Origin of the sequence: Bacillus sp. (in: firmicutes), assembly GCA_012842745.1 — a bacterium.
Classification (GTDB): Bacteria; Bacillota; Bacilli; order Bacillales; family Bacillaceae_J; genus Schinkia.
Window position 1 is genome coordinate 154953 of the sequence record DUSF01000037.1, and the last position, 21251, is coordinate 176203.

Below are 21251 nucleotides of genomic sequence, written 5' to 3' on the forward strand. Positions count from 1 at the left end.
TTCCCTGCCTTTTTATTCAATTCTTCTTTTGAAGCAAGGGGCGATTTTCTTGCTTCCTTCTCTTGCTCATATTATGGCATAAATGGGTACCCTTTTGCTATTGTATTCCAACACAACTTGTCATAAATACAAAAGGAAGCTAGAGAACCACCCCTGCTTCCTAATCACTAAAAACTAAATCCTCACTCAAAATCGTTTCCAAATCTTTTTTATTATATAAATCATTCATTAGAAGCCGCATCGCCTGTTTACGAACCGCCTTTTCAATCACATTCCGAACATATCTTCCATTACTAAACACATGCGGTGATTTATTATATTTAATCGACTGAATCTTCTCTCTAAGCTTCCATTCCGCTTCTTTTGAAAAAACATATTGCCGTTCCTTCACCATTTTTTGGGCAATTTCCATTAATTCATCAACCGTATAATCAGGAAATTCAATGACAAGCGGAAAACGGGAGCGCAAGCCTGGATTTAAAGAAAGGAATTGCTCCATTTCCTTGGCATACCCAGCTAAAATTAAAATAAAGTCATTCTGTTTATCTTCCATATTTTTCACAAGCGTATCAATGGCCTCTTTGCCAAAATCTTTTTCCCCACCGCGCGCCAATGAATAGGCTTCATCAATAAATAAAATACCGCCAACCGCTTTTTTTATTAAATCTCTTGTTTTTTGGGCAGTATGGCCAATATATTCCCCAACCAAATCCGCTCTTTCCGCCTCAATTAAATGCCCTTTTGATAAGGCGTTCATTTCTTTAAGTAATTTTCCAATAAGTCTTGCAACTGTTGTTTTTCCTGTACCAGGATTGCCTTTAAATAACATATGGAGCACTTGCCCACCTGGCAGGAGACCATGCTCTTCTCTAATTTTATTAATATAAATCCATGCATAAATTTCTTTAATAACTTTTTTCATTTCCTCCATCCCAACAAGAGCGCTCATTTCTTCTTCAATTCTTTTCAGCGGCACGTGCTTAGAATGGATTATTTCTTGTTGTTTCTCAAGTGACTTTGAAACATTTGTAATTTTAAATGTCTTTTTCTCATTGTTTAACACAATGTTGATTTGACCGTTCTTATTCAATGTTACCGGCTGCTCCATTTAAAGTCACCTCTCATTCATGAATAGTATACGTAAGAGGTGGAAAAATTGTGACAAATGCCTATAAAAAAGTGATGAAATTATACAATCGGTTTGTCCATTTCATTCTTTTTCTTAATTACGTTTTCCATAATTCCCTTCATTGTTTCTGTACCAAATGCTCCTGGATTTATCGCATTTTTTTCAAACCAATAACTAATCCTAAATGAGGTTCCATCGTCAAGATAAATTCGTAAAGGCGAACCATTACTATGTCTAATTTTTTCATAAATATTATCAAAGCCCACATACTCTAATGAAAGAAATTCTTTTGCAAACTCTTCGGTTTGTTTATCATCAAAATCTAAAAGGTGACGACCATCGTATGAGCTTTCCAAAGATATTTTGGTTACTTTCCCTTCTATTGTTTACTATTCGATTGAGTTACAGGAACTATGCATAACATTTAATGATATGGCGGAGATGATACAGTTTCATATGCAACCGGTGCAAGAAAGTGAAGAACGCTACCGTGCATTAATAGAATCCTCTCCCAACGCCATTATCCCTCATCATGCTAAATATTGATTATTTTAAACCATACAATGACACCTACGGGCATCAAGGTGGGGATGGCTGCTTGAAGCAAGTAGCAAATATAGCCCAAAAGACGCTAGGTCGCCCTTCCGACTTACTTTGCCGTTATGGCGGGGAGGAATTTTGCGTAATTTTACCAGAAACAGATGAGGTTGGAGCTGCTACAGTTGGTGAAAAAATACGAAAAGCGATCGAGGATATGCAAATCCCTCATGCTGGATCAAAGATAAGCCGGTGGGTTACAGTCAGCATAGGAACAGCAACAATTGTCCCTACTTTATATACGAGTCCTGAAAATTTAATTGCCTTTGCTGATAAAGCTGTTTATGAGGCCAAAAAAGCTGGGCGAAATTGCGTTCGGACATATGAAAGATAATGGTTAATTGATGTGGGGGCTGTCCGATCAGGTAATTTTATCGTCGATTGGATGGCCCTTTCATTTTATATAAACATGGTTCAGTCTAATGCCTTATGTACCGCCCCAATAGCATGGATGACTGTAGTATCAAATAATGGAACTTCTGAATCCTCTTGTTTAACCAATAATCCGATTTCCGTACAACCCAAGATTATTCCTTCAGCCCCATCAGCAACTAAATTCTTAATTACTTTTTTGTAATATTCCCTTGATGATTGCTGAATATTGCCTAAACATAGTTCTTCATATATAACCTTATTAACCATCTCTCGTTCAGAGGATTTGGGTACCAAAACCTTTATACCATTTAACTCTATTCTCGATTTATAAAAATCTTGCTCCATCGTATACTTTGTACCTAATAATCCGATTGTACTAATGTTTGATTTCTTAATTTGATTTGCAGTTGCATCAGCAATATGTAAAATAGGTATGGTTATTTTTTCTTCAATATATTCAATGACTTTATGCATCGTATTTGTACAAATTATAATGAAGTCAGCCCCCGCTTTTTCTAATGAAAAAGCAGTATCACCTAATAGTTTACCAGCTTCTTCCCACTCACCTTTTGCTTGAAACCGCTCAATTTCTTCAAAATCAACGCTATATAATAAACATTTTGCCGAATGTAAACCACCCAACCTATTTTTTACTTCTTCATTAATAATCCGATAATATTCAAGCGAAGATTCCCAACTCATTCCACCAATTAGTCCAATTGTTTTCATAAAAGATTCCCCCTATTTTACCCCGCCAAAAACAGCAAGCTCCATCCACTTAAAAAAGCAATCTGAATGCTTAAATCCAATGTCTCTTAACCAATTAACTTGGATATCCACTCGTTCCAGTATATTATCTGCCTTATCTGGGCGGTTGTAATACTCTTTAGCTACATCTTTTCTATCCCTTTTATTATGAGTAGCAAGGTGGTCAATAAAAAGCACATCATGCAGTTCTTCAATTTTAGGGGTGGCAGAAGCTGTATGCTCAATATTAATAAAAACCCCCCCTTGTGCTAAAGTATTGTATATTTCTTGATACAAGGCTTTTTTTTGTTCATGCGGGAGATGATGAATGGCATATCCTGAAACAACGCAGTCTAGTGACCCCGGTTCAACATATTGCCCAATGCGCTGACTAAAATCACCCTGGATTATCTCACAACGATCCTTAAAATCTGTCATGTGAATGCGTGCCTGTTCAAGCATTGGTTTTGAATGGTCTAGTAATATAGCAGTAGCCTCTGGATATGATTTAAGTAAAATTTCCGCTAAAAACCCGTTCCCACATCCCAAGTCCATTATTCTCTTTGGATTAGGATTAAAATGATGGACCACTTGAAGCATGATTTTTACTTGTTCGGCACCAAAAGGAATTCCACCTCTAACTTGCTCTAAATAGTATTGTGTAACATCTTGACGTTGCCAATTTGTTGTTGCCATTTTTATTTCTCCCCCTTATTTTTAAAATAAAAAGCCTATCATCTCATAAGAGACGACAGGCTTTGCCTACGTGGTACCACTCTTTTTGATTTATTTGAAATGACAAACAAATCCGCTTTTAAACCGATTACGGAAGTCATCCGTTAAGACCTAACAACAATCAGTCCTACCACTCCTGGGCGAGTTCGGGATTTCATTGACTGTCTTTCACCAACCGACAGCTCTCTAAACAATTAAATATCCTTAATACTCCCAATCTTCGTGTTTTTTATCATTAAATTTCCCTTATTTTACTATTTGTTTATTATAAGGTCAAATAATTTTTCTTTACTTTTTCGATATCGTGTCCACCAATCCCAAAGTTTTTGTCATTATGTTCATTAATCACAACCATAAAAAATTCCTTTGGTATTTTAGTTATTTCGGATGCAGTCAGCGTTAATTGTGATATAAGCTGTTCTTTTTGTTCATCAGTTAATTTTCCAGAGTCAAATTTTATTATTGGCATAATGAATCCCCCATTTAACCTTAAAATTGGATTTGTTTCTACTCTGTAGCCAGTTTAAATCAAGATTAGTAACCATCAATTTTGTTGCGCAGTCTTACATAATTTTTGCGAGAAGAAATAGGCTAATGTTGCTGTAAATAAAATTGCCAAAAATGGAGCTGTGGACGTTTTTCCAAAGCCTACTTCCTGGCTTAAGCTACCGACCGTTGAAGAAAAATCCGGAGTGTAAAAAGATGTCAAAATTAAGCCCGATAAAATTTGAAGTACGAAATAAAACAAAGCAAAACTAGCAAGAAAAACAATATATTTTTTCAATTTTATCACTCCTTTCAAAATGGTAGAACCTGTTAAAACACTTAGATTTTCATATAAAATTTAACACTACCTATATATAACGAATGGATTGAGGAAAAAGTTTCAATTTTAAAATATATCAAAAATATTCCCTATCAGTCTTCCAATGCCCCTTATTAACCAAAAGATCATTCGAAACGGCAATAAGAGCACTTCTGGTATCCAGAATAGCACATCAAGAATAAAATCGATAAACGTATATTGGCCTTTCTTTTTCTTGCTTTTTCTCATTTTTTCCTTCTTTTTATTCCACCATTCTTTCATTTTGTACCCCTGCCTTTTGATTACATTATATACTACATATTAATTGGAAAAATATCCTTTTTTGCAATTTAAAAATAGCATCCCTTAAATAAAAGGATGCTTATATTTACGGAGGATAGTCAACTTAAGTTTCCGTTATTGACTCGTTTTTTTGTAAAAAAGACAGGAGCAGAGTCAATATCTTCTAACCACCGCTGTTCCGGAGTATCAATTCCATTTTTAATCCAAACATCCCCTTGATTACCGTTTTGATTCTTACGATACCAAGTAATATATGTTCCAACAACTTGCGGGTCGATGTCTAGTTCACTTTTCTTTGGAAAGGAGATTTGTTTTTGTTCTGTTGATTTTACATTAATTAAAAAAAGTGTTGTAAACATCGTAGGAACAGGTCCTTCTTTCCATTCTTTGTTTTCTTTTACACGAGCAACGATTACTTCATCTTTGGAAAGCCATTCTAAATCAAGATCAACATATCCTTCCGGTGTATATTCCTTTTGGTGCTTCAAAATTGGAATGTCGGCAACCGTTGTTTTTTTGTTTTCAACAAAAAACCTTCCCTCACCAGATATGTAGGCTAATTTATTTATCTTGGGTGCCCATTTGAACCAGTCCTCATACCAAAGCATATTCCCCACCGCTTGAAAGTTTCCCCCAGCAGATGACAGTACACATAATGTATTGCTATCATTGGACAAAGATGCTGTAGGGGTTGCAAGAAAACTAACCCATTTCCCATCCGAACTCCATTTAAAATATTCGGCATTAATCGCAAATAAGTCTTTCGTATTCGTTTGAATCGTATAAAACGGCTTTATCTTTTTCGTATCCAAATTGGCATCGGCTGCTATTTTAAAAAGATGAACAGGTTCCCATCCTGTAGGGAGTAAATTGGACTGGGAAGATGCTACAAATGCTTTCCCATCTGGAAACCATGCAAAATCACTAATACCTAAAGCTACATTCTCAAAACCTTCTGGGCGTCCTCGCTTTGTTTTTGTAATATTTAGTACACCACCAGCATTATAGGCTAATTGATTTGCAATCGGTGACCATTGAAAATTTCTCGTTTCAATCGTTTCATATGGCTGGTAGCTTTCATTTTTTTCTGTATCATAAATATACAAAAATGTTTTTTCACCATATTCATCGCCGTCCAAATAGGCAATAAAGCGCCCATCATATGACCACTCTGGTGAGTAAACAAATCGATTCTTTGTTATCTGTTTTTCTTTATCACCCTCCACCATCCAAAGCTGATGGTCACGGATGAAAATAGCTTTCAGCGGTGCTTCTGCGAAAGCTGGTGGTGAAAAAGTAAAACAGATTAATATTATCATGAACAACATCCTAGTTCCCATTCATCATACCTCCTTGTAATTAGGATGCCATAATGAATGGTTTCAATTCTGCAACAAACACACTAGAGCAGCTATAGCCCTACTTATTTTCTCAAAAAAATGACTCCATCACTTCTCTCAACTTGAAAATTCATATCATCTTTCAAACTAAGTGTAGAATAACCCGCATCAAAATCATTCTTAGGTGAAAATGAAATACCGTAACCGCTATTCTCAGGATATCCATAAACATAGCAGACCACTTTTCCATTTTTCAAAAAAACAATTTGGCTCATTCCTTCGCTTACAGTTTCACTGATTTGGTCCCATTTATAACCAACCGTTTCATACACCTTATCCTTTGTAGTATATGGGTCAAAAGAATAGACAACATCCCATTCAAATGGAGTTACTTCTACTAAATTTATTGACCTAACGGGCTGTTCAATTGATAAAAGTTCTTTCTTTAACAGCTTTGCATTTACATCCCATAAATCCTTTTTTAATAGATTCATAAAGACTGCCATACCTATTATTCCGATAGCGATTACGATAACGATTTTTTTCAATTTCACCGAATAATCCCCTAATCATTTTAAATTAACTAAATCTCGTCTTTTTCCAATTTTACCATAAAAATATTATCATAGTTTCCTACTTTTCCAGAATAGCATTCATTTTTGGAATCATACCGAACACTAGCAATATGCATGTTTTTTATTCTACATATAACATACTATTCCATAACTAAAAGTTATCAATTTTATGCATATTAACAATTAGAAGTTATGTAAAAGAAGGAGTATGATAAGGTTAACGTATAAATAATTTTGAAAAAACAAATGAGGGCTATGATTATGGAATGGCATCAAATTAATTATTTTCAAACGGTGGCGAAGACGCAGCATATTACTCGCGCGGCCGAACAGCTATCTATTTCCCAGCCTGCGCTTAGCCGCTCGATTGCGAAGCTTGAGGATGAATTAGGCGTGAAGCTTTTTGACCGGAAAGGAAGAAATATTTATCTAAATCGCTATGGGAAAATGTTTCTAAAGCGTGTCGAGCAATCTATTGAACAGATTGAGATTGGGAGACAAGAAATCATGGATGAAGTTCATCCCAATCACGGGACAATTTCGTTGGCCTTTTTACCCTCACAAGGTATTAGCTTTGTTCCTGATATGTTAAGCGCTTATCGTGGAATGTATCCAAACGTAAAATTTCTCTTACATCAAGCTTCAAACGAAGAGATTTTAAAACAGGTAAAATCAAGGAAAGTCGATCTTGCTCTCCTAATGCTCTTACAAGATGAGCAGGAAATCCTATGGCAGCCTCTGTTAACGGAGCAATTATTTTTGATTGTATCTGTGAATCATTGGCTGGCAGACTATAATAAAGTAGATTTAAAAATGATTAAGGACGAGCCATTTATCTCTTTTAAAAAGGGCTATGGATTACAGACAATTATACAAAATTTTTGCCTTAAAGCAGGCCTAACACCAGATATTGTGTTTGAAGGAGAAGATATTGGGACTGTTTCTGGATTAGTGGGCGCCCAGTTAGGTGTTTCATTAGTACCTGACGTAAAAGTAATTGACAAAAGCAAAGTAAAGCTCATCGAAGTTCAAAATCCAATTTGTACGAGGAAAATTGGAATTGCAAGGCTTAAGGATAGCTATCTATCACCAGCCACAGCGAAATTTATCCAATATGCTATGGATTTATATAAAACTAACTAAAGGGGTATCATTCAATCATGGATTATATACAGCGTGGGACACACACATTTAAACTGGTTAACATTGCTTTATTTGCAGGGGGATTTAATACATTCGCAATCCTTTGGGGGACGCAGCCGCTGCTCCCTGAAATCGCGAAAGAGTTTCATCTATCACCAGCTGTTTCGAGTTTAAGCCTATCTTCAACGACAATTGCTTTAGCGATAAGCATGATTATTGCGGGATCATTATCTGAAGTATTTGGACGGAAACCAGTGATGACATTTGCTTTAGTGGCTTCATCGATTCTATCAATTTTAACCGCCTTTAGCCCTACCTTTCATTTGTTGCTTTTATGCCGAATTTTGCAAGGGATTACGCTGGCAGGGCTGCCTGCTGTGGCAATGGCATATTTAGGCGAGGAGATTGAAGCAAAAAGTTTAGGCTTTGCCATGGGTTTATATATAAGCGGTAACTCCGTTGGCGGCATGAGCGGGCGGATTATTAGCGGTATTTTAACCGATTTGTTTAGCTGGCGGATTGCTCTAGCAGGAATTGGAATTGTTAGTTTACTAGCTAGTATTATTTTTTGGTTTATTTTGCCGAAATCTTCTCATTTCAAGCCACGGAAATTTGCAATAAAACCATTAGTATCTTCTCTTTTTTCACAATTTAAAGAGCCTGGCCTTATTTATATTTTTATGACTGGATTTTTACTAATGGGAAGTTTTATTTCATTATATAACTATATTGGTTTTCAACTAATCGAACCACCCTATTCGTTAAGCCAAACGTTAGTGGGGTTTATTTTTATCGTTTATACAATTGGTACGTTTAGCTCAACATGGATGGGAATGCTAGCAGACAATCATGGCAAAAAGAAGCTATTGCAAATTTCATTAATTATTCTATTGTTAGGTGCTTGTATCACCTTACATACAGCTTTATCGTTAAAAATTATCGGAATTGCCGTGTTTACGTTCGGCTTTTTTGCAGGCCATTCGATTGCCAGCAGTTGGGTTGGACAGTTAGCAACCCATGATAAAGCACAAGCAGCAGCATTATATTTATTTTTCTATTATTTCGGTTCTAGCATCGGCGGTACAATTAGCGGTACATTTTATAGCCGTTTCGGCTGGGTTGGAGTCATCTCAATGATTGTCGTATTTACGAGTATTTCTATTATTCTTTCACTGCGATTAGGCACCATTACTTCGAAAAGAGTAAAATATACTCCACATGAAGTTTAAAAAAGAAGTTCTAACAAAAGCACAAATATAGGCCCTTCCCCATATATTGGCCTTAGAATATAAAAGAGGAGGGCCTTATTTTATGCAGTTTTATTATGGCCAACAGATGCCATTAAGAATTTTAGATGAAGCTGAATTTTGGAAAGAACAAGAAAAGGAGCATACGATAGTCATTAGGGAACTAGTTCCAAATTTAGAGCCTGAATTTTTAAATGCCTTACATGATTGGGAAAAAGTACTTGGCGAAACACGTCAGCAGGTTGTGCAATTCATCCAAACTGTCGTGCGTGTAGGCCAATATGTGCCCCAAGCCTTACAACAGCAGGTTCTACAAATGGTGCCTCATTGGCTTGAGCAGAGCTTAGGATTTATCGAGCTGTGCAGACAAATAAAAAATAACAGCAAGCCAGTTAGTACTAATCCTACTGCTAAAGTAGTCCTGGATCATATTATCCGTGAATCGGAATATTTTATAGGGATTGGGCAGGCCTTATTATATAACCAAAGTCAATGAGCTGAAATAAGCGACAGAAGCTGGCCGATAGATGAGTCAGCTTTTTTTAATTATAACAAATTGAAATTTTACATAAAAACAGAGGATTTAGATGATTTTCTATGGAGAAGTCCGCATAAATACTGCTTGTGTTGGGACAGTTGAATTAGTTTTAAAAGGAACTGAGACGTAAAATGAGCTTGATCCCTATCAGTATTTTATTATTTCAAAATAGGGGTGTAAAAATTTAACAAAAAGTTCATTCTTTTTCCTAATTTTTACGTTTATAATAAAAATTAGGGGTTCTGAGTGCCAAAAAAATGGAAAAGGGGGATCAAGCTTGCAAGCTACTAAATCTTTATTAGTAAAAGTTATGCTTTTTATTTTAGCTGTAACACTATTTATTACAACAGCAACAGGATGGCTCAATTACAAAACGTCAAAAGATATTATCATCCGCTCCTTACAAAATAATGCAGAAAGCCAAATCGCCATCCATGCTTCACAGCTTGGAACGTGGCTGCAAACAAGAAAATCAGAAGTCGAGGTCATGTCTAACATCGATTTAGTTCGCTTTGGCAGCAAGGAAGATATTTTACGATATTTTGCAGGGGAAAGAAAAAGAACAGGTGATCTTTATTCTTCGATTGGGATTTGTGACACTGAAGGGAATTTAACTCTTGATTCTAATATTACAATTCAAATTAGTAGTGAAACATCGTTTCCAGATGTTATGTCCGGAAATTCAATTATTTCCAATCCATTTCCTGATAAAGCTGATCCGAATAATTTGATTATTTCTTTTGAAGTGCCTGTTTATGATGAAAACAAAAAAGTAAAAGGCTTAATTAGTGGAGCTGCACCTATTAATAATGTTTTTGCAGAAGCCGCTAACTTTAAAATCGGGAAAACAGATAATGTATATGTCTTTCAAGAAGATGGGTTAATCATTCACCATCCAGACAAAACAAAGGTTTTACAAGAAAACCTTTTGCAATCATCTAATCCTGAAATCAAAAACTTAGCTATAGAGATGGTTAAAAATAAGCATGGTTTTTCAAAGCTAACTGTTAATGGACAAGATCGGATGTACTTCTATGCACTCGTCCCTCATACAACATGGATTATGATGATTGAAGTGCCATTAAAAGAATTTACAGCACAGCTCACGCCGTTATTATTCATTACGATTGGTTCAGGTATAGCAGGGCTATTATTAACTGGAATTATCTTATTCTTACTGTTAAAACACCCAATCAATCGAATTCGTAAAGTCGCTCAAGTCGCAGAAGTCATTGCCGACGGCAAATTAGTTGTTGAAAAAATTGAAGATACACACGATGATGAGGTTAGCCTTTTAGCAGATGCAGTAAATAAAATGGCATCAAATTTACGAGATCTGCTCACGCACGTAAATCAAACGATTGAACAAGTTACAGTAGCATCAAATCAGTTCATCCAAGGTGTAGAATTTGCTTCTAATGCCGCAAAATCAATAACAGGTTCAGCACAAGAAGTTTCAGCAGCAACAGATCATCAATTGCAGGCGATACAGCAAAATGCTGATGCCCTTGATCAAATGGCATCAGGCATTCAAAGAGTTGCTGCATCCTCCTCTGATGTCTCAGAGGCCGCTTCAAAAACAGAAGAAGAAGCGCTACAAGGAAATCAAAGCCTTACAGAGGCAGTTAAGCAAATGGATAACATTTACCAATCTGTTCATAAATCACGAAATGTTGTCCAATTGTTAGCAAATCGTTCCAAAGAAATTGGCGAAATTTCTAGCATCATTACGAGTATTGCGGATCAAACGAATTTGTTGGCACTAAATGCCGCGATTGAGGCAGCTAGAGCTGGTGAACATGGGAAAGGTTTCGCCGTCGTAGCAGAAGAGGTGCGAAAGCTAGCCGAGCAATCAAAGGATTCTGCGGACAAAATTTCAAATTTAATTTATGAAATTCAAGAGGATACGGAGGAAGCCGTTCAAGCGATGGCAGCTGGTGCCACCGATGCCCAAAGAGGCATTGACATCGTGAATAAGGCCGGTAAAATGTTTACTAACATTCTCGTAGCGATTGAACAAATTACCGATCAAATTCAAGAAGTATCTGCATCGTCAGAACAAATTTCTGCTTCAACCGAGGAAATTACAGCATCATCTTCAGAAATGTTAACGATTGCTCAAAAGTCCGCTGACAACGCAAGCATCGTTACAACACAAACTGACTCACAGCTTGCGATGATTGAGGACATGAAAAATTCTAATAATGCTTTACAAACTATGATTAGTGAATTACAGAAGGCAATGCGGAAATTCACTTTATAATGGGACAAAGGGGCAAAATACTTTGTCCCTTTTCTCTATTCGTGAGACTAACAAAAAGTGGACCACTAAACCTGTCCCCCTGTCCCAGTTATTTTTATATAACTAAGCTGGCTTTGATTTAAAAAACGGATTGGAAGCCGACTTGTACCAAGCCCGCTATCAATATATAAGTGTAGGTTGTTGCCAAGTTTAAATGGACCTTTATCGTATTTAGGAAAAAAACCTTGATCAGGCACAACCAACGCTCCAATAAATGGCAACCTTACTTGCCCTCCATGTGTATGCCCGCTTAAAATTAAATCAACCGAGTTGCTATTGATTAGCTTTATGACACTTGGCGAATGGGACAAAAGCACTGTAAGACGTTCTTTATGAACTCCTTGCAAGGCCTTTTTTAAATCGCCATGCTTTGTTGTATAGTCCGCTACTCCAACTAGATTAATAGCAACATCCCCTTCCGTGAATTTTGTCTTTTCATTATCCAAAATGGTAACCTTTCGTTCTTTCAGCCCTTTTAAAAACTCTTTAAAACGGGGATTGCTCCACTCATGATTGCCTGATACAAAAAAGATTTTATGATTGATGGAACTAAGCCTTTCGATTAAATACAAAACATTGTCTAGGTTTTTTGTACGTCGATCGATGATGTCGCCCGTCAATACAATGACGTTTGCTTTTAAATTTTTCACCATCTTTATTAATTCTTCATTATTGTTTCAAAACACTTTGTTATGCAAGTCACTCATTTGCAAAATGGTAAATTCGGAGCAATGCGGCATCTTGTTGCTAGTAAACTCAATTTTGTTAACTTTAAAATAATTGGTATCAAAATAAGTTTTAGCGACCGTTACGAAAAAAAAGACCGCCACTAAAATGAGGACTAGCACTGATATGCACCCCCCATGCAAAATTTTCCTAATCGTTTTTAGTGTAGCATTTCCTAAAAAAGCTGGCAATTCCCCTAAGATATAGGGCTTAACCTTACTAGATTAGCTGAAATTGGCCCATCTAACCTGTCCTTGTGTTCCCGCTCCCTGCTAGGTATTTGTGGATAGATGATTGCGGAATTATTAAAAAACGGGTACAGACCTAAAGCAGACGTAATCTAGGGTACATATAATTACAGTACAACATCACTAGAATGATAAACGGAAGGGAAAGGCAACTGCGGATAAACTACTAAAAGAGCAACGTTTTCGGTGCTAACTAAATAAAAAATTGAAAGGAGCAAAATATGCAACAAATGGTTTGGATAACAATACTGGCATTCTTTGGGACTATTGGATTCATTCTTTGGAGACCTAGAGGCCTTAATGAAGCAATACCAGCAACGATTGGTGCAATCATTGTTATACTTAGCGGCAGCGTACCGCTTCGTGACCTCGGCATCATTACCGAAACAATCAGTGGAGCAGCGATTACCATTATGGCTACAATTGTGATGGCCATCGTTTTAGAAAGCTTTGGTTTTTTTAACTGGGTAGCAGAAAAACTAGCAGAAAAAGCAAAAGGGTCTGGCATTCGTTTATTTTGGTATGTTAACCTCCTGTGCTTTCTCATGACACTTTTTTTTAACAATGATGGCAGTATATTAATCACAACCCCTATTTTGGTCATGCTATTAAACAATATGGGCTTAAAAAACTATGAAAAAATACCTTATTTGCTTTCAGGGGCCATTATCGCAACTGCTTCAAGTGCACCTATTGGTGTTAGTAATATTGTCAATCTCATTGCTTTAAAAATTGTTGATATGAGTTTATATATGCATACAGCCATGATGTTTGTTCCAGCAACACTTGGACTACTATTATTAGTCGTACTTTTGTTTCTTCGCTTTAAAAAAGTTCTACCTAAAACGATTCCTTCTAAAATAACCGGACTATCACTCCCTTCCTACCATCCATTAAAACATAATCCGATTTATTCTTCAGAAAAAAATCGTACAAGATTTATGATACATGTCTTGCTTTTTGTTTTTGCTGTCCGTATTAGTCTCTTTATTGCATCTTTTTTATCTATTCCAGTCTCCCTTATGGCTGTCATAGGTTCTCTTGTTCTATTAGGTTGGAGGTGGGCTTACTTAAAAATCCCGCCAGGCGATATGCTAAAAAAGACACCATGGTATATTATCGTTTTTGCTTTTAGCATGTACGTCATTATTTACGGTCTAAATAATATCGGTTTAACAGACTGGTTAATAGGATTCATGCGCCCTTTAGTTTCTGGAAGCCTACTAAATTCTAGCTTGTTCATGGGGATACTGTTATCAGTATTGTCAAATTTATTTAACAACCATCCTGCCCTTATGATTGGAACGATTACGTTAACAAACCTTAATCTAGATTTACTTTCCTTGAAAATCTCCTACCTTGCGAGCGTTATTGGAAGCGACGTAGGTTCTTTATTGCTTCCGATGGGGACTCTTGCAACACTAATGTGGATGCATATTGTTAAGCGTGGAAAAGTAATGATCACTTGGTGGGAATATATAAGAGTAACAATCGTTGTCATTCCGCCAACCGTGATATTTACATTAGTAGTATTATATTATTGGGTTTCTTGGCTGTTTGGGTAAACAGGAAGCAGAGAACCTTCCCCTGCTTCCTTCTTTTTATACTTTTTTAACAAATTCAGATTTTAGTTTCATCGCACCGATGCCATCAATCTTGCAATCAATATCATGGTCGCCATCCACTAAACGGATACTTTTTACTTTTGTGCCAATCTTTACAACTAAAGATGATCCCTTTACTTTGAGATCTTTAATTACTGTTACAGTATCACCATCTTGTAATATGTTACCATTGGCATCTTTTATAATTTTTTGGTCCTCATTCTTTTCTGTTTCTGCTTCTAAAGTCCACTCGTATGCGCACTCTGGGCATATTAACAGACTACCATCCTCATATGTATATTGTGAATTGCATTTTGGGCAATTTGGTAAATTTGCCATTCTTTATCCCCTCCATTCCCTTATCCTTATACCACACTTCCTCATATATGGCAAATTCCCTTCGTTTTCCAATCAAACCCGGTCACAATAAAAATATTTATAATAAAAGCCTGTCCAAATGTCTGTTTAATAGACTTCTGGACAGGCCCGTTGTTGGTAAGAATTGGTTTATTGACGACCAATAACGTTTGTAAAGCCTGGTGAGCCTGGCGGTGCATTTTGAATCATATCAATAAACGGTATTGTGTATGCGAATAATACTAAAGCTATCGTAACGACAACCCATACTTTAAAGTTTTCAAAAATCATCGGTACTTTTTCAGCCTTATCATGGACTTCCGCAATCGGGAATTCCTCTTCACCTTTCGGAGCGCTAAATGCAAGGTTAAAGAAAATAAATACCATTAATAGCCCGCCGAGGAATAAAATCGACCCACCAACTGCTTGGGCTATTTGATATGGAATCCATGCTAGGCTATCTAGGTTGCTCGCATATGTTGAAAATGCTGAACGACGCGGCGCTCCAAGTAGACCAGCGGTATGCATGGCGCCTGACATGAAAACCATACCGATTGTCCATAACCAAGTTTGAACTAATGCTACTTTATTCATTTTCGGTGTTAGTTTACGCCCAGTAATGGAGGGCACTAACCAGAATGTTACACCGAAGAACGTCATCATCACAGCAGAACCAACTGTTAAATGGAAATGCCCTGTAATCCAAATAGTGTTATGAACAACTTGGTTCATTTGGTGGGAAGCATTTACAAGTCCCCCTGCACCACCAAATGCGAAAAATACCATACCGATGAACGGTGCTAAGAACCTAACATCTTTCCAAGGTAGCTTCTTCCACCAGCCCATTAAACCTGTCGCTCCTAATTCGCGGCCACGCATTTCAAAGGTTGCAAACAAAGCGAAGGCAGTCATTAACGATGGAATAACAACTAAGAATGTTAAGACAACTTGTAAGTACTTCCAGAATGGATCAATCCCCGGCTCCAATAATTGATGATGGAAGCCAACTGGAATAGAGAACAAAATGAATAATACGAATGATAAACGTGCCAATGCATCACTGAAAATCTTACCACCAATAATTTTCGGTACAATTCCATACCACGCCATATAAGCAGGAAGTAACCAGAAATATACGAGTGGATGACCAAAATACCAGAATAATGTTCGGCTAATTAAAACATCAATCGTTGGTACAAGCTTTAATGACCAAGGAATAATTTGCACTAAAACGGTCGTTGCTAAACCTAGGCAAGCAACTAGCCACATGATCATTGTACTGACAGCCATAAAGCTTAAAAGCGGCGTAACTTGTCCAGGGTGTTCTTTTTTCCAACGTGCATGGCGATGAAAGATTACAAAACTACATATCCAGCTGCCAACTACTACTAGTGTCAAACCAATGTAATGTAATGGATGTGCCATTAATGGAGCATACATTGTGTAGAGTACTGAACTTTCACCTAATAAAATGAAGGTTGCTGTAATGGCTACACCAATTGTCATGATCCAATAGGCAATCCAACCCCAGCGACGCTCACCGTCACTATACGTACCAGCAGTTTTACTTTGTGTCGCAAAAATAAAGCCAATGATAAAGAAAGTAGTTAAAACAAGTGCTAGTAAAACGCCATGAACGGTTAGAACTTGATAATAATCAATGCCAGCCGGAAGCGTTACCTTTCCAGAACGCACCAAAACTTGAAGTAATCCAGCAGTAACACCTAATAATAATGAAATAAAAGCAACATAAAGAAATGCCATTGTAAGCTTTGCATCTTTTGGATTGATACTAACAATCGATTTCATTATTCAACCACCTCCAACGTTGCATACATTAAGTGGTGACCTAAACCACAATATTCATTACAAACAATTGTATATTTACCAGGCTTATTGAATTTCGTTTCAACAGTATTAATATAACCCGGCTCCAACATCATGTTTGCATTTGAGCCAGCTACTTCAAACCCATGAATGACATCTTTCGTTGTCCCAATAAAGTTTATCGTCGATCCAACAGGAACTTTAATGACCTTTTCTGGTCCTACATCATAGTTGAATGCCGATGCTACTACTACTAGCTCATATTGTTTGTCACCCACTTGCTTCAGACCAGGCTGATCAAACGGTGCTGTTGTATCAACTTTAGCTGGATCGACTGTTACTAGACAGCTTGGTGGCTGATTTCCCATGTAAAATGCACTAATTCCTATAGTGATCGTGAATGCAAGTAAAGCGCCGATGCCAAATAAGAGCCAGAGCTTTTCATACTTATGCATGTGCATGGTTACCAATGCTCCTTTCTAAACGTAGAATTAACGATTCAAGTACAAATTAAATATGCCAAACCAAGAAAAAACTAAAATGATGCCTAGAATTGAAGTCATTACAAGCGTTCCTCTTAATGAACTGCTATCTTCAACTTGAGTCTTATGATGCAATTCTGGTTTTGCCATTTTATTCACATCCCTTCAAATAATGAAAACAGATAATCACAAGGTCATTATGACAAAAATCACATTTTGTCCATATCGAATCGGCCACATTTTGGCAAGATTCATAAAAATTTCATAAAAAATTCATTAAAATTTTAAAAAGCCAATTCACGTGTACTGATGCACACGCTGAATTGGCTTTTTGCTATGTTAAAATAAGTTTTTTACATTCGTTTTTGGATTGTATTCGTATAACATCCATTGGCTTTCATCAATCACTTGCAGCATCAATTTCTGATTTTGCCAAAATAACGAATGTACTCTAGTAAACTGTTCAATTTTTGTTCCGTTCATCACATCATAAAGGTAAGTGTCTGGAACAAAGCTAGGCTCGGAAAATACATCAGCAACTACATATTGGCCTGTTGGGTCAAGGGACATTTGTTCAATGACAAGTGACTTTTCATGCTCTTTCGGCTCTAATCTGGCAATTTCGGTAAATGTTTTTTGCTCACGATTATATTTAAGGATCGTTACTCGATATCATTGGCATTAAAAGAAAAACTTTTAACCTGAATTATTCATAGTAACTTACTGATAACCTTGTAAATGCTTATTTATCAGGTAATCCAGCTAATTTAGTCATTCATTCAAATTGTCACTAAGATAGGGTTCCAGCCAATAATCAACAAACCTTCACTATTCCCAAATATAACAGGAGGTTCTACGATTGTAGATACCCCTGTTTCATTTGGATTTGAACCCCTTATTTCAGCAATTTTTAATAATGGTGGTGATATGGGTAAGGGTGCGGATAACCATATCCAATACCTGGTCCGCCTAAACCAAGTCCTGGATAAAAACCTAACCCTGAGCCTGGTCCACCTAAACCAAGCCCTGGTGCGAAACCAAAGCCTGAACCTGGACCACCTAAGCCAAGTCCTGGATAAAAACCAGGTCCTAAACCTGGTCCGCCTAAACCAAGTCCTGGTCCAAAACCTAACCCGGAACCTGGTCCGCCTAAACCAAGTCCTGGTGAAAAGCCAAATCCGGAACCTGGTCTGCCTAAACCAAACCTTTGATCTGTCAGCATATGGGCATAATTAGTAGGAATCATTTTCATCCTCCTCATTTAATTTTACAGTACAGCATATTCATTTTTGGGATAAATTCTTGGGTATATGTCCAGAATCAACGAATTTATATAGACATAAGCCGATTCTAGATTTTCGACTGAATACATTTCGATTTTTTGGGTTCTTTCAAACCCAAAGTCATCTTTTGTATCCTCTTTTTCTTTGCTACATCCTATTAAAAGTATTGATAGGCTTAAAATAAAAATGGCTATCCAAGAGTCATGAATTGACTATTTGAATAGCCCATCTTTCATACTGTAAGGTATTCAGCAATTACAATATTTCGATATACCCTTCTGTTCCATTGACAAGAATCCGTTGCCCATCTTTTATCAGTTTGGTGGCATTTTCCACTCCGACAACTGCTGGTAAGCCATATTCGCGTGCTATAACAGCTCCATGGGTCATCAGTCCACCAACTTCGGTGACTAGTCCTTTTATGGATACAAACAATGGCGTCCAGCTAGGGTCAGTAAAGGAAGTGATTACTATATCTCCATCTTCTAAATCAGCATCTTCCATATTTAAGATGACACGAGCGCGTCCCTCTATAACTCCTGAAGAAACCGGCAGACCTACAATAGCTTCGGCTGGGAGATTTTCTCGTTTGTATTCACCGGAGAGTGTTTCACCATCAGACGTGATAACACGTGGGGGTGTTAGTTTTTTATATAATTTGTACTCGTCTTTTCGTTTGCTGATGATCTGGTAATCCAGCTTATTTGTGCTTGCAGCTTCGCGAAATTCTTCAAAAGTGAGATAGTATATATCTTCTTTTTCATAAATAACGCCCGCTTGGACTAATTTGTAGGCTTCTTTTAGTAAAGCCTGCTTATAAACGAAGTAACGATTAATCATGCCGTATTTAGGATATTCCCTAAACCCGCTGAAATTCCGGATTAGGTCAATCATTTGTTTTGTTTCTTTGGCTTTTTGTTCACCATCCGGTAATTGCTTCAATCGATCTAATAACTCTTGTTCTTTTTTCAAAGCAACACGTCTCCCTTGTTCAAATTTCCGACGGCTGGCATTCGGCTCAAAGTTTTTAATATTATTTAGAATGAAGGGAATAAGTGTAGTTGGTTTTTCGCTCCATCGAGTTCTGGTAATATCGATTTCTCCGACACATCGCATTCCGTATTTGTTAAGATAAGCTATTATTGCATCTTGGATTTCCTTTCCACCATCAAACTTAACGATTTTCTCCAAAAAGTTATCATCTTTTACATCTTGTAAATATTCAATTACTTCCGGATAAGGACGAATCACATCGGCGACATCCAATAGCGCTAGGCCCATTTCCGAAGTAATATTGTTTGGTACAGATTGAGAAAGCTTATATGCTACGTTTTTTTCACCTAACCACTTGTTCATTTTTTCATTGATCCATGATGAAGCATCCTGTACCGCCATAATCACAGCCAAACTTTGTGGGTCAAATAAAAAAATCTTCTTTAATTGCTGGATATCTTCTAGTATAAAATCAAATAAAGCCGATCCAGATTTCGTTTGGATGTTTTGTTTTAACTCTTCTATCGATGTTCGACTACGCTTAATTAAATCAGTAACGATTGTCGGATCGTTTTCGATTTGTGCTTGAGAACTCGGAAACGACATATCTTTATTGCTTTTACTTGGAATCTGTTCTTTTTTATCGTTTGGGAACGTTTTTATAAAATCTCCTCGCTCAATTATGGTCATAAGTGCGTCTTTTATGAGCGGATCTGATTTTCCTAGGGTATCTAATAAGATTTCTCTGCTGACAGGTGAAGCCAGATGATTTGTAACATCAACAAACAACCTTCCACCAGCTTTACGCATGGGAGCAGGAGTCGTTAAAAGGAAAAGAGACAAGCCCAATGGTTTTAGGGGCGCGGTCATCATTTGTTGGTGACCAACAGAGACATAAACGTGGTTTTCTTGGGTCTCACCCGCTTCAGGGATGGGGAAAAGAGTAGTGATTGGCCGACTCTGGATAATGTAAAATGTATCATCAACTAAACACCATTCGATATCTTGTGGGCAACCGAAATAAGCTTCGATCTGTCTTCCGATACGTGCTAGTTGTAAAATTTGTTGATCAGTAAGTGTTTGTGTCTTTTGCTGATCCGGATTGATTGGTTGTGTCTCTGTTCCGCCTTCGTTTCGTGGATAGATAGCCAATTTCTTAGTTGCTATCATCTTATCGATGACTTTATCTTCCTGTACTTTATAACAATCGGCAGAGACCAAGCCAGAGACCAGTGCTTCTCCAAGTCCAAAACTGGCATCAATTGATAACAGTTTTCGGTTAGAAGTAATTGGATCAACAGTAAATAAAATCCCTGAAGCCTGTGGGAAAACCATCCGTTGAATGATAACGGATAAATACACTTGGCTGTGGTCAAATCCATTTTGTATACGGTAAATCACGGCACGATCCGTAAATAGGGAAGCCCAACATTTGCGGATATGCTGCAAGATGGCTTCTTTTCCGATGATATTTAAATAGGTGTCATGTTGACCAGCAAAAGAGGCATGTGGTAAATCTTCAGCAGTCGCACTAGAACGTACTGCATAAGCGCAGTTCTCGCCAAACTGGGAGAGATAGTGAGCAACTGCTTTCACAACATCAGAAGGAATTTCTACTTCCATAATGGTTTGTCGAATCTTCCTGCTGATTTCGCCAATTTGATCCCGATTCTCTACTTTTAGCATTGTTAGTTGATCCAACAATGCTTGAAACGTTTCGCTTTGTTCGATGGCTTTTTGATATCCTGCTGTTGTAATACAAAATCCTTTTGGTACATGTATTCCTTGAATTTTTGATAATTCCCCTACATTTAACCCTTTTCCGCCAACGAGTAAAAGCTGTGTTTTTTCCATTTCCTGAAAACCGAGAACTAAAGAACTCATTCTGCATCTCT

At 37.2% G+C, this 21251-nt stretch carries 22 protein-coding genes, 1 pseudogene and 1 other annotated feature; of the genes and pseudogenes, 6 read left to right on the top strand and 17 right to left on the bottom strand.

From position 1 onward, the window contains the following. Positions 1-160: 160 nt before the first annotated feature. Together spoVK and GX497_09170 are read right to left on the bottom strand one after the other, a co-directional pair. The gene (gene spoVK, locus GX497_09165; GenBank protein HHY73382.1) at positions 161-1108 is read right to left on the bottom strand and encodes a stage V sporulation protein K; all 948 of its coding nucleotides are present in this window, start codon (positions 1106-1108) and stop codon (positions 161-163) included. An 80-nt stretch (positions 1109-1188) separates the two neighbouring features. Next, positions 1189-1485, bottom strand: coding sequence for a hypothetical protein (locus GX497_09170; protein ID HHY73383.1), 297 nt, complete (start codon positions 1483-1485; stop codon positions 1189-1191). 176 nt (positions 1486-1661) lie between these two features. Between GX497_09170 and GX497_09175 the strand changes: the two genes are divergently transcribed. After that, on the top strand, positions 1662-2060 hold the full coding sequence (locus GX497_09175; GenBank protein ID HHY73384.1) for a GGDEF domain-containing protein: 399 nt from the start codon (positions 1662-1664) through the stop codon (positions 2058-2060). 80 nt (positions 2061-2140) lie between these two features. Here the strand turns inward: GX497_09175 and GX497_09180 are convergent, their stop codons facing one another. From GX497_09180 to GX497_09210, 7 genes are all read right to left on the bottom strand, one after another. Next, positions 2141-2830, bottom strand: coding sequence for an aspartate/glutamate racemase family protein (locus GX497_09180; protein HHY73385.1), 690 nt, complete (start codon positions 2828-2830; stop codon positions 2141-2143). 12 nt (positions 2831-2842) lie between these two features. Beyond that, positions 2843-3544: a class I SAM-dependent methyltransferase gene (locus GX497_09185; protein ID HHY73386.1), complete on the bottom strand. Its 702-nt coding sequence runs from the start codon at positions 3542-3544 to the stop codon at positions 2843-2845. A 45-nt stretch (positions 3545-3589) separates the two neighbouring features. Beyond that, positions 3590-3813, bottom strand: a binding site (T-box leader). A 35-nt stretch (positions 3814-3848) separates the two neighbouring features. After that, a complete protein-coding gene (locus tag GX497_09190) occupies positions 3849-4052 on the bottom strand; it encodes a 4-oxalocrotonate tautomerase (GenBank protein ID HHY73387.1) in 204 nt (67 codons plus the stop codon). Between the two features lie 75 nt (positions 4053-4127). After that, a complete protein-coding gene (locus tag GX497_09195; protein ID HHY73388.1) occupies positions 4128-4367 on the bottom strand; it encodes a hypothetical protein in 240 nt (79 codons plus the stop codon). A gap of 108 nt (positions 4368-4475) precedes the next feature. Next, entirely contained in the window at positions 4476-4670 is a 195-nt protein-coding gene (locus GX497_09200; protein HHY73389.1) for a hypothetical protein, read from the bottom strand. Positions 4671-4789: 119 nt separating this feature from the next. Next, positions 4790-6031 carry a translocation protein TolB gene (locus GX497_09205; GenBank protein ID HHY73390.1) on the bottom strand — a complete coding sequence of 414 codons (1242 nt, stop codon included), beginning with the start codon at positions 6029-6031 and terminating at the stop codon, positions 4790-4792. Positions 6032-6114: 83 nt separating this feature from the next. After that, complete coding sequence (locus GX497_09210) at positions 6115-6537, bottom strand: hypothetical protein (GenBank protein ID HHY73391.1); 423 nt, start codon at positions 6535-6537, stop codon at positions 6115-6117. Positions 6538-6867: 330 nt separating this feature from the next. Here GX497_09210 and GX497_09215 point away from each other — a divergent pair, with 330 nt between their 5' ends. From GX497_09215 to GX497_09230, 4 genes are all read left to right on the top strand, one after another. Continuing rightward, positions 6868-7749, top strand: a complete 882-nt coding sequence (locus GX497_09215) for a LysR family transcriptional regulator (GenBank protein ID HHY73392.1) — start codon at positions 6868-6870, stop codon at positions 7747-7749. A 17-nt stretch (positions 7750-7766) separates the two neighbouring features. Continuing rightward, complete coding sequence (locus tag GX497_09220) at positions 7767-8978, top strand: MFS transporter (protein ID HHY73393.1); 1212 nt, start codon at positions 7767-7769, stop codon at positions 8976-8978. An 82-nt stretch (positions 8979-9060) separates the two neighbouring features. Then, positions 9061-9492 (top strand): DUF2935 domain-containing protein, encoded by a 432-nt coding sequence (locus GX497_09225; GenBank protein HHY73394.1) that lies wholly within the window; start codon positions 9061-9063, stop codon positions 9490-9492. A gap of 319 nt (positions 9493-9811) precedes the next feature. Then, positions 9812-11797: a methyl-accepting chemotaxis protein gene (locus tag GX497_09230; GenBank protein ID HHY73395.1), complete on the top strand. Its 1986-nt coding sequence runs from the start codon at positions 9812-9814 to the stop codon at positions 11795-11797. Positions 11798-11862: 65 nt separating this feature from the next. Here the strand turns inward: GX497_09230 and GX497_09235 are convergent. Beyond that, a pseudogene (locus GX497_09235) lies at positions 11863-12576 on the bottom strand (metallophosphoesterase). Between the two features lie 455 nt (positions 12577-13031). On the opposite strand from GX497_09235, the gene GX497_09240 reads away from it, so the two are divergent. Beyond that, a complete protein-coding gene (locus GX497_09240) occupies positions 13032-14375 on the top strand; it encodes an arsenic transporter (GenBank protein ID HHY73396.1) in 1344 nt (447 codons plus the stop codon). 36 nt (positions 14376-14411) lie between these two features. Here the strand turns inward: GX497_09240 and GX497_09245 are convergent, their stop codons facing one another. The 7 genes from GX497_09245 to ppsA all read right to left on the bottom strand — a co-directional run bounded on the left by GX497_09245 (position 14412) and on the right by ppsA (position 21240). Then, the gene (locus GX497_09245; protein HHY73397.1) at positions 14412-14753 is read right to left on the bottom strand and encodes an alkylphosphonate utilization protein; all 342 of its coding nucleotides are present in this window, start codon (positions 14751-14753) and stop codon (positions 14412-14414) included. Positions 14754-14921: 168 nt separating this feature from the next. After that, on the bottom strand, positions 14922-16583 hold the full coding sequence (locus GX497_09250) for a b(o/a)3-type cytochrome-c oxidase subunit 1 (GenBank protein ID HHY73398.1): 1662 nt from the start codon (positions 16581-16583) through the stop codon (positions 14922-14924). Further along, positions 16580-17059, bottom strand: coding sequence for a cytochrome B5 (locus GX497_09255; GenBank protein ID HHY73399.1), 480 nt, complete (start codon positions 17057-17059; stop codon positions 16580-16582). Before GX497_09255 ends, GX497_09250 begins: the two co-directional genes overlap by 4 nt. Before the next feature lie 30 nt (positions 17060-17089). After that, a complete protein-coding gene (locus GX497_09260; GenBank protein ID HHY73400.1) occupies positions 17090-17230 on the bottom strand; it encodes a cytochrome c oxidase subunit 2A in 141 nt (46 codons plus the stop codon). Positions 17231-17419: 189 nt separating this feature from the next. Continuing rightward, positions 17420-17650 (bottom strand): hypothetical protein, encoded by a 231-nt coding sequence (locus tag GX497_09265; GenBank protein HHY73401.1) that lies wholly within the window; start codon positions 17648-17650, stop codon positions 17420-17422. Between the two features lie 340 nt (positions 17651-17990). Beyond that, positions 17991-18302, bottom strand: coding sequence for a spore coat protein (locus GX497_09270; GenBank protein ID HHY73402.1), 312 nt, complete (start codon positions 18300-18302; stop codon positions 17991-17993). A gap of 316 nt (positions 18303-18618) precedes the next feature. Beyond that, entirely contained in the window at positions 18619-21240 is a 2622-nt protein-coding gene (gene ppsA / locus GX497_09275; protein ID HHY73403.1) for a phosphoenolpyruvate synthase, read from the bottom strand. Between the last annotated feature and the right edge of the window lie 11 nt (positions 21241-21251).